This window comes from Phormidium sp. FACHB-1136 (assembly GCF_014697375.1).
Taxonomy (GTDB): domain Bacteria; phylum Cyanobacteriota; class Cyanobacteriia; order Phormidesmidales; family Phormidesmidaceae; genus Nodosilinea.
In genome coordinates this window covers 1-15,678 of sequence record NZ_JACJRS010000119.1, presented here as the reverse complement: position 1 = coordinate 15,678, position 15,678 = coordinate 1, and the positions used below count along the sequence as shown (strand labels likewise).

13 protein-coding genes and 1 other RNA gene are annotated in these 15,678 nt (G+C 57.5%); 4 read left to right on the top strand and 10 right to left on the bottom strand.

Annotated features, from left to right (window positions below; translation table 11 throughout):
* Positions 1-196 (top strand): hypothetical protein (locus tag H6G62_RS27530; RefSeq protein WP_206755655.1); only part of this gene is annotated, 196 nt, incomplete at its 5' end.
* On the opposite strand, the gene H6G62_RS23255 is transcribed toward H6G62_RS27530, so the two are convergent.
* The 4 genes from H6G62_RS23255 to H6G62_RS23240 all read right to left on the bottom strand — a co-directional run bounded on the left by H6G62_RS23255 (position 193) and on the right by H6G62_RS23240 (position 3,629).
* Positions 193-408 carry a hypothetical protein gene (locus H6G62_RS23255; protein WP_190499648.1) on the bottom strand — a complete coding sequence of 72 codons (216 nt, stop codon included), beginning with the start codon at positions 406-408 and terminating at the stop codon, positions 193-195. The genes H6G62_RS27530 and H6G62_RS23255 overlap by 4 nt on opposite strands.
* Before the next feature lie 86 nt (positions 409-494).
* Positions 495-1,805 (bottom strand): A/G-specific adenine glycosylase, encoded by a 1,311-nt coding sequence (gene mutY / locus H6G62_RS23250; RefSeq protein ID WP_347239415.1) that lies wholly within the window; start codon positions 1,803-1,805, stop codon positions 495-497.
* Positions 1,802-2,149, bottom strand: coding sequence for a DUF760 domain-containing protein (locus tag H6G62_RS23245; RefSeq protein ID WP_347239414.1), 348 nt, complete (start codon positions 2,147-2,149; stop codon positions 1,802-1,804). Before H6G62_RS23245 ends, mutY begins: the two co-directional genes overlap by 4 nt.
* 301 nt (positions 2,150-2,450) lie before the next feature.
* Positions 2,451-3,629: a FecR domain-containing protein gene (locus H6G62_RS23240; RefSeq protein ID WP_190499646.1), complete on the bottom strand. Its 1,179-nt coding sequence runs from the start codon at positions 3,627-3,629 to the stop codon at positions 2,451-2,453.
* A 480-nt stretch (positions 3,630-4,109) separates the two neighbouring features.
* On the opposite strand from H6G62_RS23240, the gene H6G62_RS23235 reads away from it, so the two are divergent.
* On the top strand, positions 4,110-5,183 hold the full coding sequence (locus H6G62_RS23235) for a hypothetical protein (RefSeq protein ID WP_190499644.1): 1,074 nt from the start codon (positions 4,110-4,112) through the stop codon (positions 5,181-5,183).
* A 404-nt stretch (positions 5,184-5,587) separates the two neighbouring features.
* On the opposite strand, the gene H6G62_RS23230 is transcribed toward H6G62_RS23235, so the two are convergent.
* The 4 genes from H6G62_RS23230 to H6G62_RS23215 form a co-directional block, all read right to left on the bottom strand.
* On the bottom strand, positions 5,588-5,920 hold the full coding sequence (locus tag H6G62_RS23230; protein ID WP_190499643.1) for a hypothetical protein: 333 nt from the start codon (positions 5,918-5,920) through the stop codon (positions 5,588-5,590).
* A gap of 147 nt (positions 5,921-6,067) precedes the next feature.
* On the bottom strand, positions 6,068-7,720 hold the full coding sequence (gene lnt, locus H6G62_RS23225) for an apolipoprotein N-acyltransferase (RefSeq protein ID WP_190499641.1): 1,653 nt from the start codon (positions 7,718-7,720) through the stop codon (positions 6,068-6,070).
* 152 nt (positions 7,721-7,872) lie between these two features.
* Positions 7,873-8,056, bottom strand: a non-coding RNA gene (ssrS, locus tag H6G62_RS23220) — 6S RNA.
* Positions 8,057-8,235: 179 nt separating this feature from the next.
* The gene (locus tag H6G62_RS23215; RefSeq protein ID WP_190499639.1) at positions 8,236-8,553 is read right to left on the bottom strand and encodes a DUF3155 domain-containing protein; all 318 of its coding nucleotides are present in this window, start codon (positions 8,551-8,553) and stop codon (positions 8,236-8,238) included.
* Between the two features lie 245 nt (positions 8,554-8,798).
* On the opposite strand from H6G62_RS23215, the gene H6G62_RS23210 reads away from it, so the two are divergent.
* Positions 8,799-10,211, top strand: a complete 1,413-nt coding sequence (locus tag H6G62_RS23210) for a sensor histidine kinase (RefSeq protein WP_190499636.1) — start codon at positions 8,799-8,801, stop codon at positions 10,209-10,211.
* Positions 10,212-10,318: 107 nt separating this feature from the next.
* Here H6G62_RS23210 and H6G62_RS23205 read toward each other — a convergent pair whose 3' ends face one another.
* On the bottom strand, positions 10,319-11,761 hold the full coding sequence (locus tag H6G62_RS23205; RefSeq protein ID WP_347239413.1) for a carotenoid oxygenase family protein: 1,443 nt from the start codon (positions 11,759-11,761) through the stop codon (positions 10,319-10,321).
* 268 nt (positions 11,762-12,029) lie between these two features.
* On the opposite strand from H6G62_RS23205, the gene H6G62_RS23200 reads away from it, so the two are divergent.
* Positions 12,030-13,457 (top strand): phospholipase D-like domain-containing protein, encoded by a 1,428-nt coding sequence (locus tag H6G62_RS23200; RefSeq protein WP_190499632.1) that lies wholly within the window; start codon positions 12,030-12,032, stop codon positions 13,455-13,457.
* A gap of 552 nt (positions 13,458-14,009) precedes the next feature.
* Here H6G62_RS23200 and H6G62_RS23195 read toward each other — a convergent pair.
* Positions 14,010-15,194 (bottom strand): class I SAM-dependent methyltransferase, encoded by a 1,185-nt coding sequence (locus H6G62_RS23195; RefSeq protein ID WP_190499629.1) that lies wholly within the window; start codon positions 15,192-15,194, stop codon positions 14,010-14,012.
* Positions 15,195-15,678: the final 484 nt, after the last annotated feature.

The following is a 15,678-nucleotide window of genomic DNA, read 5'->3' as shown; positions in this document are numbered from 1 at the left end:
CAGAAAGGTTTCGCTTTCACCAACCTCAATCACGAAGGGACGGGCCATCCTTTCTACCCTCTCGAACGTCATCCTCTATTATGCTCAACTTCATGTCGGATTGGTATCATCTTCAAGACTCCTGGGTTCTGTATTAAGGCACAAACCCGTAGATCCGTCCATGGTTGCAGACGCCTACGTCAGCGCTGCTATTTAGTTGATCGAGCAGCTTTCCTGATCGCAGACGACGGTTCCGGCCACAGCACTTTCGGGCACAACGCTAAAACCACCGACGCTGACGCCCGTGATGCCATACTGTTCGCGCAGCACTTGGTTAAAGCTGGCGATGATGCTGGGCAACTGCTGCTCCAACACTGTCTTAATTTGATCCGCTTCCGGGGGTGGGCTGCCTACGGTTTCAACCGTCATAGTGAATGCTCGATGAAGGACTGCCCCCATTGTAGGGGGCGAAGAAACCGCTCTGGCATCCTCCTTCATGGCTCTACACATGGGGCTCAATTGGCTTGAGTGTGGGCTTTGAGGGCGTCGATAATTTGGATGTTGGCCCTGGGGAAGGGATATTCTTCGATTTGGCCGAGGTTGACCCAGCGCACTTCGTCGCATTCGATGGGTTGGGGGTCGCCGCTGAGGTGGGTGCAGTGGTGGACGTTGAGGGTGACTTTAAAGTGGGAATAGGTGTGAGTGACGGTGCAGAGCAATTCGCCCACGGCAATGTCGATGCCCAGCTCTTCTTGAATTTCGCGACGGATGCAGGCTTCTACGGTTTCCCCGGTTTCAATTTTGCCGCCCGGAAATTCCCACAATCCGCCCAGCAACCCTTCCGGCTTGCGACGGTCGATCAACACTTGGCCTTGGTCGTTCCAAATCACCGCGACGCCAATGTGTTTGTGGGGAATGGGGGCTTTGCTTTCGGTCATCGGGATCTCCGTTTGCACATTCAGATTATAGGCGCGACAGTGGCCCTGCCAAGGACAGCGGGGGCAATTGGGCTGGCGGCGGGTGCAGAGGGTGGCCCCCAAATCCATGATGGCCTGGTTAAAGTCACGGGGATTTTCAGGATCCAGCACCCGCTCGGACAAATCCCACAGGGTGTTCATGGCCTTGGCAGGGGGCACAGGCAGGGCGACGAGTCGAGCCAGCACCCGTTTCACATTGCCATCCAAAATCGCGTAGGGCAGATTGTAGGCGGAACTGAGGATACCCCCTGCTGTGGTGCGGCCAATGCCAGGAAGGGCGGTGATTTGGTCAAATTTTTGGGGAATTTGGCCGTTATGCTCGCTCACAATACGCTGGGCAGCCTGGTACAGATTGCGGGCACGGGCATAGTAGCCCAACCCTTCCCAGGCTTTCAGCACCGTTTGTAACTCCGCCGCTGCCAGGGCTTCCACGGTGGGAAACTGCCCCAGCCAGCGCTCGTAGTAGGGCCGCACGGTCTTCACCTGGGTTTGCTGCAACATCATCTCCGAAACCCAGATAGCGTAGGGGTTGTCGATATTTCGCCAGGGCAGTTGTCGCCCCATTTGCCCATACCAAGTCAGCAGATTAGCCCGCAGTTCCGCCACGACAAAATCCGGCCAGGGGGAGACTGCCCCAGCCGGATCCAACGTTGTGAGTTTTCTGTCCCCAGCCTGTTTCGCCGATTCAGTTGCAGATTCATCTGACAATTCAGCGGTGGATTCAGCCGTGGGCAACATATCCAGCGCCACCGTTAGGTAGGAGGCTTCGCCATCACGACAACGGCGGGCCTGGAAAGCGGCATCCAGGGACGAGTCGGGCAAGGATGAATGGGTAGCGCGAGGGGTCACTCAGAATCAGGGGCAGAGTCGGCGAGGACAAAGGATTGCTCCATGGCCATGCGCTGTTCGGCTCCGCGCAAAAAGTACCCGCTCATCATAGCAGAGGCCAACAGCCGCCCTAGGCTTTCGCGATTGGTAGTAATTTCCACGTCAAAATGCTGGGAAGGCAACCCCCCCAACAGACCAATGATGTTGTGTTCCATCATTTGCTGGACTTCCGAAGACGCCGGATTGGACAGTTGGGCGATGGTCTCAGGGCTCATGGCATGGACATACTGCATCAGCGAGTTGCCATACTCAGAGGCTTTAAAGCCGTTGAAAAGTTCTGGGGGTTTACCGGAAGAGTTGTTCACCGTGGATACCTCGCTTTGCTGGCAGTAAGGGTCAAATCGCCGGGGGCTTACCAAGTCCCGGAGGGCGCTTGTGCTACGGCAAGCCGCTGAGGGTGGACTTGGATGTGAATGGGAATTCAAACATCTAAATATAAGGTAACCAACGTTGCCCCATTCCTCAGGTGGGTAGAACCGTACTGATCGTAGGGAGATCTCGCGACGGCAGATCTACGAATATTCTGAATCCCAATCGCCTGAAGGTTGTCATACCAGGCTGGGCCTCAACTCCACCACGGGGCTCGAACCCCTGCCCTAGAGCGGCTTAATCATCGACATCATCAGACTGAAAAATAACAGGCGGATTCGCAGGAGGGTTAGCTGGTACCGTCGGATTGCTCTGAAAGGGAGGAGGACTAGCCGGAACGGTTGGGCCATTGGGCGGATTAGCCATAGGCGGATTTACAGGTGGCTGGGCTACGGGCGGATTAGCCACAGGTGGCTGGGCTACAGGGGGCGACACAGCAGGGGGTTGCACAGGCGCAGGCGGCATCACCATCAGCGGCGGTGTCGCAGCGGCTGAAGTGGGCACTAAGGACGAGGGAAGAACAGGGGGCAGTTGCCCGGATACTTGGGTTTCGGTGATGGCGGGAGACAGTAGCCAGGGCTCATTCACCGAACTTTGGGGCGTGGGTGAAATGGCCACTGCGGCTGGATTGAGCACCACTGCGTTCGTAAAGGTCGATGCCTGCGATAAAGCCTCTAGGGTTTCCGCTCTCACCAGATCCAAGGCTGGCCCCAGGGAAACGGAGGGGTCTGGGTTGTTCAAGTCTAGGCCCTCGGTGAGGGGACTCGTGGCGTAGAAGGTAGACAGGTCAAACTCTAGAATTTGTACCTGATTATTCTGCACGATGGCCATCTGTCCGGCATAGAGGTCGTATTCTGTCACACAGCTCCCTGCTGCTCCATTGTCACCACAGCCCTGGAGGGTCAAAGTCATTGGCCCCGCCGGGTTGTTAGTCAGGGCCATCACCATCGTAAGGTTGCGCTCCTCGCTGTGACGTACCACGACTGCCGACCCCTGAATGCCAGTAATTGCACTGGGGGTTTGAATGGTGCTGCGTCCGCGCCCAGGGGGAATTAACAGCAGCATAGTGCCATTGGACAGGCGAAAGTTGCGAGTATTGGGCACAAATTGAAAGGTAGCCCGTTCCCCCACCCGAGCTAGGGATCCATCGTTAAAGCGGAGTTGGGCCTGGGCCTGAGCCGCCGTGCGCAGGGTATCTCCGACGGCCATCACATCTCGCTGCCGAGCCGTCCGGGCCGCCCGTCCCTGAGGAATCAGTTCTACCCGGTTGAGAATAGCCTCGATATCGGCGCGGGTAAGGGTCACATTGGCCTGGGCTGGCAATCCGGCCACCCAAGCCAACCCAAGCATCCCCAGGGAAGCGCCCAGGATCATCCATCTAGCGGCAACGGTTGCCGATAATCCGTGCTTGAGCATGATATACAGGCCATTAACGACGTTCTCACCCCAATCCCATGGGTCGGTTGTTGTATGCGATCCGTGACGGCCCTGGTTCCACCTGTTCTACCCTTCAACGGCTTTCGCCAGGTTTTCGTCAAAAATCGGACAAAACTTGACTTATGGAGTACGACTTCGCAAGGTTCATCCGTGTTCCCACGGGTTTCCCCTAGGGCAGGGTGAACCCATAGGAATGGGTTGCGCACACCTGAATATCCTATCCATCGTAGGTTACGCAAAATGACCTAGGGGGCAAGCTTACAAAACTCCCTACGAAGTTTATAAAACTTTGATAAAGTTAAGCACCCATGATCGGGAACCCCGAAGCAAGGTAGTGATTCTACGGATACGTGCGCTCTACGGCTCCGATTCCGATCTGTTCTAATCTAGATGATGTTTGCCCTCCACCCACGACGGTCACGCGTTACCTTAGCCCTGCTAGGTCTAGGGTGGTTTGGCTTGGGCCATCCCGTCGCCATGGCGGCCCCTGACCCCAACGCAGATCCCGTCATTGCGGTACCACCCGACCCCAATCCTCACCCCTGGGAGAACGGCCAAGTGCCCGCAGAGGCTCCTTGGTCTGCCTTCCATCAGGAGGTACCCGAACCCGTCAACACCCCGGCCCCCGATGAGAATGTCCCCTTAGGTCAAGGGGAGGATCTCGATACGCAACTGGTGGATCCCGATCTGGGGGTGATTCGGGTACGCAATCCCCTAGAGGATCCCGAACTGGGGATTTTAAGAATTCGGGATCTCCCCAACCTGCCTACCCGCCCCGCCCCGCCCAAGGTTGGCTTTCTCTCCGCCCGCTTCTCCGTGGTGAACAGCGATAATGTGCTGCTGCTGGTCAATGATGTGGGTAGCCTCACGGGGGATACGTTTTACCGTCCGGCGGCCAGCCTGTCGGTTTATCCCAGCCTTGGCCCCCAAACGGCCCTGATTGGCAGCGTCGATGTTGGGCTTCAGCGCTACGGTCGCGAGGCTACCCTCAACTACGATGACTGGCAGGTGCGGTTGGCCCTGCGCCAAGGTCTATCGCCCCGTTCCTACGTGCAGATTGGCGTCGCCTACCAGGAATTGCTACAAGCCGGAGCATCGCGGCTCAGCTTTTTTGACAACCGATCCGTAGCGCTCACCCTAGGACGGCGCGACCCCTTCACCTCCAAGCTCACCCTAGATAGTTTCTATCGGGTGCAGTGGAACGATGCCCAAGCCCGATTCCAAACCAGCAACGGCGTGGTTGCAACGGATGTCAGCCGCCTCTCCCAAACCGCCGGAACCTACCTGGGCTACACCCTCAGCCCCCAGTGGCACGTTGGCCTAAACTACCAGATCAACCTGAATGACTACACCCAACAGGATCGCTACGACACGGTGCAACAACTGTTGGGCCAAGCGGTCTACAGCATCACCCCCCAGGTGCGGTTGAGCCTGTACGGTGGGTTGAGCTTTGGTCGTTCCTCCGACCCTCGCCTTAGCTTTGACGACACCCTCTTTGGCCTCACCATCGACGCTACGGTGCCGCTGTTCTAGCCATCTATGACTCTGGCAATCCTGGGGCAAGCGGGATCAGGAGATCGCAAAGCCCCCCCAGCCCTCTCCCCCCAGCCTCTCCCAGGAGGGCTGGATCATGGCAAAAAAGCGTGTTTGTGATCTAGCGTGTTTGTGATCTACTGGGCACCTCGAAAAATACAAATCTTATTGAGAATGGGCACGAGACTCCAATGGTTCCAGGCTCTTCAGATTCGCAATAAGGCAATTAATCGAGGTGCCCTACTGAGGGTACGTCTTCTATCCAGATCTCATCGCACCGATCTCTAATACCAAATCCGAGCCAGAAGACCCCGATTCCCAGGCCGACAAACCGTAGGGGCGAGATCCCCTCACCCGCTGATACCGTGGGTAAGTAAACCGGATTTAGTATAAGGTCAGGGCCGCTAGGCCATGCCTTCGCGGTTCCAAGTGGGGAAGGCCAACAACCGAATTTTGCCTTTGTTGGGAAACTCTGCTTGGTCGCAGGCCAAAGCGCCGCCATTGAGAGCTAAATGCTGGGACAACACCGCCTTAGCTTCGGCCATGTCGGCCACCCGGCGGTTGATGATGTAGGTGTAAGCCCCTGGGTGATCCTCCGCCGTATCCGGGGTTTCCCAAATACGGATCTTGAGGCCAGCGGGCTCCGAGGTAATTTTGTAGTAGAGCAGATGATCGGTCGCTAGGGCATACATAGGAATTTGGCCTAGGGGTAGGTGATAAAAACGCTGGCCCGTCACCCTGGGAGGTCATTGCCACATTGAACTACCCATATCTTCGTAAAGATTTTCGGCCTTCAGCATAAAGTTATGATTATTTTCCAATAATTTTCATTATCCCTCCATCCACAGCCATCGTGCAGAGGGGTGTCTCCCCTGGAAAATGGGTCAGCTTTTTGGCCTTGAAGACAGCACCACACTGCCGCCCACCAGTAGGGGTAACAGCCAGTCTCCCCAGCGCACATAGGGGGTTTGGGTTTGGCGTAGTTCTAAGGTGGCGGCGTAGGTCACGGCTTGGTGCGGTTGGCCCAGCCAGCGGGTGCGGCCTCGGTTGTCCACCAATCCCGATAGCCCTGTATTGGTCACCCGCACGGCCCAGCGATCACTTTCTACCGCCCGCAGCACATCAAAGGCGTGGTGTTGGGCCATCATGCCGGGGGGGTAGGGGTCGTTGTTGGAGGCGGTGAGGATAAAGCGCCCTCCCTGGCGAGTTTGGGGCCGCAACAGGCGGCTGTAGGCCGATTCGTAGCAAATGCCGACGGTGGCTCGGCCCAGGCTGGTGTCAAACTGCTGCCCTGCTTGCCCCGGCACTAGGTAGCTCTCCAGGGGAGATAGGCGCTGGATAATCCGCCCCAGCACAGGCTCGAAGGGGATATATTCCCCCAGGGGCACCAGTTGCACTTTGTTGTAGCGGGCGTGGTAACGGGCACCGTTGCCGGAATACTCAGGATCAACATCCTCAACATTCTGGGGGCGGAGTTCTAGCAGGCTTTGGGTATAGTGGCGGGGCTGGCCATCCACCGGGGCAAAGGTACCCAGCCACAGCGGCACCCCGGTTTGGGTCACCAACGATGTCAGCGCCTCCACCAGAGGATCCCCAGATCGCCAAATGACAGGCAGCGCTCCCTCTGGGGTGATCACCGCCTCTACCCCTTGATCAACTAGGGACTGATAGCCCTTGGTATAGGTGGTCATCGCCTGCCGAATGCCCGCCGGGGTTAGCTTTTCACGGGTGGGCACATTGCCCTGCACCAGCCCCAGGGTGAGGGTCTGAAGGGATGGATCGGCACCGGGTAGCGCAGGCCGTGGAGCCATGGCTTGATAATTGGCCCAGCCTAGACCATGGCTCAGGACAACCAACCCTAACCCCAGCCCCACCAGCCCCCGTCGGCCCCAGCGGTAGCCCTGGGGGCTTATGGCTTCGGCCCAGAACCCATTGGTGGCCACTAGCAAGGCGGTGAGGGTGGTTGGCCCAGAAAGCCTTGCCCAGGACAACACCCATAGGTTATTAGGGCTTTGGGTCAGGCCCAGGGGCGACCAGTCGAGGGGGCTATAGTTCCGCAGGGTTTCGAGCAAACACCACAGGGCCGTAGCCGCCAACACCCGCCACAGCAATGCCTGGGGCCAACGGTGGGCCATCCAGCGCAACCCCACCCCCCACAGGGCAATACAGGCTGCCCCCCACAGGGTAATGATGCCCCAGGCTCCTAGGGCAATGGCCACACTGCCCACCCAGGGCACCCCCAGCCACATGAGGGGATGGAGGTGGGTAATCCAAGCGAGGGAAATACCGTAGTACACCATGCCCCACAGCAGCCCATAGCCCATTGCCGCTCGCCAGTTTGAACAGCCCAGCACCACCCACCACAGGGGCACCAGTGCCACCCAGGCTAGAGGCCACCAACTCAAGGGAGGCAGAGCCAGGGCCATCAGCCCCCCACTCAGCCCCACCCAGCCCAGTTTTCCCCAGGGCCAGCGGATCCCTTGGGTGCCTGCGATCCTAGACATCTTGGACAGGGTAACCGGAAAAGACTTCGGCATGGGTGAGTCGATAAAGGACAGACGGTAGGGACGAGGAGACCTCGCCCCCTTACCCTGGGAATCATCACCGGGGAGGCATCAACCAGAATGGCGGATCAGTATTTCATACAAAAATTCCCCCGCCGACCGAAATCAACGGAGGAATTTTGAAGGGGTCTACCGCAACGCCGTCTTACCTCAGCCTTCGACCTGGACGAACCAGGTGGGTGCCTTGGCGTCAGGCTTGAAGTTTCCAGGTACAGGCCCGGTTTACTGCCGCCGACACAACTCAGCTCCCGTTGAGAAGAAATATAGATCGTAAAACATTGTTGGTAGTCACCAACGCCGTAGTAAACCCTGTCCCCATCATACCGAACCCATCTCGTTTCGGGAACGATCTCGCGCCTAGGATCTTAGGCCAATTTTCTAGACCTAAGGGCCACAACCCCTGGGCCATCAGCATCTGGACTATAAAAAAGGGAGGAAGTCCGAAAACCCCCTCCCAGGGGAAAACCCCGTCGTGATGATGACGCTGCCTAGCGAGCGGCGGTTTCTACTGAAGCGTCCTCGTCTTCGCCGAGCAGCACTCGCAGACTGGGGAAGAGGAAGTGATTTTCCTCAACATACTGGGCTCCGAAGAGGCCCTTCTCAGCCCAAAAATACCGATCTGTCGTATGCTCATTCCGCTTCACAAGGAGCAGCGCCGGGGGGGCAATGCCTTCCGAATGAATGAAGTTTCGAGCTGCGGTGACCGGTTTTTCATTACCGCTCTCGATACTATACTGAGGAACAGCCTCTAGAATGCGGCGACCTTCCAAACGACGACGGCTCTTACGCTTGCGTCTCCTTGCCAAGTTACCTACCTCCCTCTCTGTAGATATCTGGATGTAGTTTTGATTACAAATTATTGAACCAGGCCAAGTATATAGGCTTGAAATGAGAATTTCAACTTCTCTTAAATGTTCAGTCTGTAGCGCTGTAACCCTTATGTGGTAAAGGCTGAAGCCAGTATCCCCATGATCAGCCTTGAACAGAACTGTTAAAAATTTGACAAAACTTTAATTTTTCTCTCGTCATACTCTTCGGTTTGATCGTAATTATGGCCTTTGCCAGCACTGAGTTTATTGCCCTTTGCCAGTCGCAGGTGGTGCTGCTGACCCAGGCTTTGGCGGCGCACTCAACGGTGGTATACCTGGCGGAACAGGCCGACAACGCCATGGGGCTGTCCTTGGTGCCCCTGGTGGCCTACCCCGAAACCGATAATCCTTGGGCGGGGTTGCCTGACGGGTTGGCCCCCATGACGCCGACCGAATCGACGGTCTGGGTCTCGACGGAAACCGCCCCCACAGAAACCGCCCCTCCCCCCGTGACTCCGGCGGTGCCCGCTGTGCCCCTAGCCGATGCATCGTCAGAGACAGTGGCAACTCCGCCCCTAGTGCACCCTCTGATGCATGAGGGCGTGGCGTTGGGCATGTTGGTGAGCCATCGACCCGCCCTCGCCTGGAGTCGAGAGGATCGACAGCGGGCCGAGCAGGTGGCCAATACCCTAGCTCTGGCCTGGATTCTCGATCAGCGGGGGCAGTGGTTGCAACAGCAGTTTCAGCAGCGCCATCTGGCCCAAGCGACCCAATCGGAGACGTTTCACGATCTATTGCACCAGTTTCGCAATCCTCTCACGGCCCTGCAAACCTTTGGGCGGCTGTTGGTCAAGCGTATTCCCGCCGATGACCCCAATCAGCCCATCGCTGAGGGCATTGTGCGGGAGAGTCGGCGATTGCAGGATTTGGCTCAAACCTTTGATGAAGCGCTGGCCCAGGGGGACGATGCGCTCCAGGCCGATAGCCCCGGATCCTTGCGGCGAGGGATCTTTGGCCCAGGGGCGACCCAGGGGGGGCTATTGCTGCCAGAAACCGCTACCCCAGAGGCCACCCCCGCGCCCGAATCGCCCCTCCCAGACAGCCTCCGCTGGGGACGTTCGCTCCAGCGAGTGGTCGGATCTTGGGTGGATTTGGTCACGCCGCTCCTGCAATCGGCCACGGCCATCGCCCAGGATCGGGGGCTGTACCTGGTGGAGCAATTGCCCGATGACCTGCCAGGGGTATGGATGGATCCGAAAGCTCTGGCAGAGGTGCTTAGCAACCTGCTGGATAACGCCCTCAAATATGCTCCGGCGGGGTCGGTCATTTGGGTGGTGGGTGGTCTCAGTCAGGTGGTGGAGGGCCAAACCTTCCAGGGTCTAGCGGTGGGCGATACAGGTCAGGGCATTCCGCTAGCGGATCAGCCCCGGATTTTTGAGCGTCATTTCCGTGGCGTCCGGGCCAGTGGAGACATTCCCGGCACAGGCCTAGGACTGGCCATCGCCCAGGAACTGATGGAGGCCATGGGCGGCCATCTAGACTTAATCAGCCCCGTTCCCCCCGACTACCAGCGGGCCTTATCGGAACTCATGGATCAAACCGTGAGCCACCAAGGGCCAGGGGTGTGTTTCATCGCTTGGTTAGCCCAGGTATAGATCCACACATCCAGCAGGGTTGAGCAACACCATAGCCCAAACCCGTTACAAGCCAGTCCACCATGGAGCGTTCCACAATAAACCGTCTCCCACCACAGATCGTCCCGTTACGAGCCCCATGCGTCTAGGCCCGAATGCCAGGTGCCGTGGAAGCTGTGGGGAATCACGGCTGGCAGTAGTAAGCGGGCGACAGGATCCGCACCAAAGGCGTTGCCGTCGTAGATCCACACTTCGCTGCGGTGGTCGTGGCTGTTGTAAACCACGGTGATCACCCAGTGTTGGCCAGGGTTGTGGCGATCTGGCACGGGGATGGCCTCGGAGGGATAGTAGCCAGGGCCGGGGTCAGCAAGGGTGACCTCCTGGGTTTGGGGGTTGAACTGGGCCACGGCATCGAAAAAATCCCCCGTGGGGGTGGGCAGGGTGCGGTGGGCGCTGAGGTAGGTGAGGGCTGGCCCCTCGGCGGGAATGTGGGTGACGGGAAACTCGCAGTGGCGATCCACAGCGCAGTGCTGCTCAAGAATGTTGCCGCTGTGGGGGTCGATGCGGTAGTGCCAAAGCTGGGCCTCGGCGGGAGTGTGGATCTGGCCAGCCGCGACTTCCTTAAGCTGTTGGTTGGTGGCAAAGTCGGCGTAGCGCACCAGGTCTAGGCCGATGGTGTCGTCCCCATGGAGGACGCTATGGCCAAAGTGCCATTGATACCAGGGTTCGGCTTGCTCCCAGGCGAGGACTTCTAGGCTTTCAGCCTCCACCACGATGATTTGGGTGCCCCATTTGGGCTGCCATTGCAGGGCATCGCTAAAGGTTTGCAGACTAAACACCGCTGGCAACGGGTTCAGCCGCACCGGAGACACGCAAAACACCAGGTAGCGGTCGGCTAGGGCGAAGTCGTGGATCAACGGAATGCCGTTTAGGTCGATGCGTTGGGTGGCCTTGACCTGGCCGTTCGGATCGCAGCGGTAGATTTGCAGGACGGGCTTGCCCCCCGCAATCACCCCCACATTAAAAATTTCCCCGGTGCGGGGGTGGCGCTTGGGATGGGCCGAAAAGGCATCGCTGGGACGCAAACTGCCCAGGGTGTCGAGGCCACGGGTTTCCAGGGTTTCTAAATCCAGCCCGTGGGGCAGACCCGCCTCCCACAGGGCCAGCAGCCGATCCGGCAGGGCCAGCACCGAGGTATTGGCCACATTTTTGACCTGACTTTGCCAGCGCTGCCATAGGGAACCAGGGGCAAAGCTGCCGTAGCCGCGATAGAGATACTGGTCAGCCGCCTCTTCGTCCCGAAAGCCCGCCGATTGCACGTAGCGGTAGTTGGCCACGGCCTGCCCCTCGGCAAACTGCACCCGCAAAATTGCGCCATCGCCATCAAACCAGTGACCCACGGTGATTCCCCCGCGCTGCAACCGCGCTGGGCCATTGCGGTAGAGGGTGCCCTGCAATCCAGCGGGAATCTCCCCCGCTAAACCTTGGAGCGAGGTTGCCGCGAATTCTGTGGCGGGACTGGCCAACGCCTTCGCCCAGGCAAAGGACGGTACAACAGGAGCAGGCGGCACAGACAAAGACATGGCGATCAGGGTAAGGAGATGCTCTTATCTTATCGCTGTTGATTCTGGCTCCTGTTCCCAGAAACCCAGCTTCTCTGTTTCAGAGTTAGTCCCGAACTCAGGGCAGTGACAAAGAATCCGGGTTTTGAGGCCGTCTTGACGATTACGCCTTACAGAATGCACTGGTCTGTAGGAGAAATGGCGGATCTGGGGATCGGGCTGATAGTCCTCGCTGTCCTAGGGGCTTTCTAAGCACAGACGATTTCAACCCATCACTGTGCATCGACTAAAATCTTCCCGCTGGCGTTTGGGGATCGGGTTTGGCCTAGGGCTGTTGCTGTTTGTCGGCCTCAGCAGCCAGTTTCGCAGCGACGCCAAGCTCCCGACCCTATCGCCATTGCCCCAAGATCCTTACATTCAGGCGTATTTCAACCAAAGTCAGGCTGCCGTCTACACCGACCCCTACCGCAAGATTACCCGCTACGGCGACGACCTAGAACAGGTGATCATCGACGCCATCCACAGCGCCCAAACCTCGGTAGATGTAGCGGTTCACGAATTTACCCTGCCGCGCATTGCCCAGGCTCTCAGCGAACGCCAAGCCCAGGGTGTGCGGGTGCGGGTGGTGGTGGAAAACAGCTACAGCACCCCCATGGCCCAGCGTCAAGGCAACGATTTTTCCTTTTTGGATGACCACGAACGCAACAAGGCCACCGAGCTTTACCAGTTCGTAGACCTCAACCAAGACGGCATCCTCAGCGCCGACGAAATTGCCCAGCGCGATGCCCTCTCCATCCTCGATCAGGCCCAGGTGCCCCGCATCGACGACACCGCCGACGGCAGCAAGGGCAGCGGCCTGATGCACCACAAATTTATGGTGATCGACGGGCGGCGGGTGGTCACAGGTTCCGCCAACTGGACGATGAGCGACATCCACGGCGACCTCGGTACCGAAGAGAGCCGGGGCAACGCCAACGCCGTTTTGGTGATCGATAGCTCCAGTTTGGCCCAAACCTTCGCGGCAGAATTTGCCCTCATGTGGGGCGATGGCCCAGGGAAAACCGACGACAGCCAATTTGGTCTGCAAAAGCCTGCCCGTTCGGCCCAACGTGCCGCCGTGCCTGGATCCACCGTGGAGGTACAATTTTCCCCCATCTCCCCCACCCAGCCCTGGGCCACCAGCGTCAACGGCCTGATTGCCAAAACCCTAGGCCAAGCCACCCAGCAGGTGAACCTAGCCCTATTCGTCTTTTCAGAACAGGCCATCAGTAACCATCTCTGGACGGTGGCCCAGCGGGGGGTGCCGATCCGTACCCTGATTGACCCTGGCTTTGCCTACCGCAGCTACAGCGAAGGGCTCGACATGATGGGCCTGAGCCTGCCCGACCACCGCTGCAAAATGGATGGCGAAAACCGCCCCTGGCCTACCCCCATCACCAGCGTTGGCATTCCCACCCTGGCCGAGGGCGACAAACTGCACCACAAGTTCGCTGTTTTGGATAGCCTGACCGTGATTATGGGATCCCAAAACTGGAGCCACGCCGCCAACACCACCAACGACGAAAACCTGCTGGTGATCCGCAACCCCACCGTCGCCGCCCACTTCCAGCGCGAGTTTGACCGTCTCTACGGCACCGCCCAACTCGGCCTCACGCCCCAGCTTCAGCGGGCCATCGACAAACAGCGTTCCCAGTGCGGCCTGTAGAGTATCACTCTCAGAAATGTGTCGTTTTTTGTCGATATTCAACCTCAGCTTAAAGCCTATGAAGAACCGTAAACAGCCTGATTTTTTAGAATCAATCATGCTAGATTAAATCTATCGAAAGACAACTGAATAACCATACAAGCCTCGCTCCCTTTCTGAGGTTTTGCCAAAGAAAAAGCAGGCTAGTTACAGGTTCACCAAACCCCAAAACCAACCTTGCTCAGTTCACTTAGAGACACTAACTTAGGCTTTTGCCGCGTTAAACATCTCGCCCTTTATGTCGGTCAAGACATCGAACTACCAAGGTCAATCAACCCCTACGTTTGTCACTTCTTCACTTGTTTCCGTATTGCTTGCTTCTCAAGATAAGTAATTCACTCTGAAACACGGACAAACTGTTCCCGTTGTTTTTCGCTAAATAAACATCTAACGAAGGGTGGCCATGGCGGCTACCCTTCAGTTGTTTTTGGGTGTCTATTTATAACCTCAATAGGCCCATTAAGCTGCCTTCTAAAAATCGCGACTCTATAGGCAAGTGGTTGCCAGCTAGGCTTAGCCCAAGGGAGGAATTGTAAAGCCGCAAATGGGTTGGGTGGCGATCTCCGGGGTCAAGTTTTTGCCCTGGAGCAACACCCAAAAGTTGCCTAATCCCATGGGGTTCATAAGCTGGTGAATTTGGTCGCGCCGCTGGATGGCTTGGTTGACGATAGCCGGATCGGTGGATTGGATCTTGGCGAGATCCATAAGGCGATCTCCCAACCCCAGGGCCATCAGAAACATCGCCTGCTGGGTCAGGCCCAGGATGGTGAGGCCGCACTGTTCCCCCTGCCGTTCCAACGCCGTGAAATTGACGTGGGCAGTGATGTCTTGGTGGCCCAGGTAGCGGTAGGGATCGTTGTGGTGGGCGTGCTGGTAGTAGCATTGCAGGGTGCCCTGGGTGCGGTGGGGGTTGTAGTAACGCTCGGCGGGGTAGCCGTAGTCGATGGTGAGCAGGTAGCCCCGGTGCAGCACATCGGTCACGGTGGCGATCCAGTCTAGGGCGGCGAGATGGGCCTCGGTGCGGTAGCCCAGGGGGTAGCCCTTGGCCCAGTCCACCCCCACCCGCTCAAAGTATTCCCCAAGGCGAGGGGTGGATAGGGGGCCGATCACGTCCTTGAGGGTGCTGCTGTCCTCATCCAAGGTGACGTAGATTTCCTGAAGCCCCGTTTCGGTCAGAATCACCTGATGGACAGGCAGGGCATCCACCAGTTCGTTAGAAAAACAGCAGCCCGTCACCGAATCCGCCGCGAGATCCGCCCAATCGCACCAAGTCACTCGGTTAGCCCAAGGTTCCAGCCGTTTTCGCTGAATGTGCCGCAATACCGGAGATTTTTCTACAATTTTATAATCCAAGACGGCAAAACAATCCTGAAACTGGCTTTGCAGATAGGCCAACACATCATCGGCCATAATGCCCTGGCCCGCCCCCATTTCCACCAGGGTAAACGGCTCCGGTTGGCCCAGATAATGCCACAGTTCCACCAGTTGCACCGTCAACAATTCGCCAAAATCGCGGCTGAGGTGGGGCGAGGTCACAAAATCCCCCTGGGGGCCAACGGCGGCAACTTGGGTGGCATAGTACCCCCCAACAGGATCGTAGAGGGCCAGATCCATAAATTCCGCAAAGGTGATTTTGCCCTGGGGCGCTTGCCGCAGGCGATCTTTTAGCACATCAAATAGCACAGGATTGTGGGGCATGGGTAGAACAAACTGGGGAAAGTCACGGGCAAGAGATAGTTGGCAGGCTTGGCTCTATGGCTTCAGCAAAGTAGCCAGCAGATTCTCAAGAATTTGGGAATCTGAATCTGAAAAAGTAACTTGACCAACGGCCACACATCAAGCTGGCAATATTAGCAACAGTATTGACTGTGGGGGTAGATATTAAGATTCGTTTTTCTCAATTGTATCCAGTTCTTGTAATGAGTATACCCATGGCAATTGAAGTCGCTGGCAAGTATTGAAAAGACGTTTGTCAGCAGTCCAGAAGTCAGCCTCCAATGAATCTGCAAGGGCTAGAAAAGCGGCATCGTAGGCAACCGTCTGCTGAATCAGTACCACGCTCTAGTACTCTGAGGCAACACTCCGGACAGTTTTTTGGGGTTGGGTTGGAAAAAAGCTATCCACCGCATAGAGTGCAGGTGCAAGTAAAACACGGTGCACCGATGGATAGCCTCAACAGCAT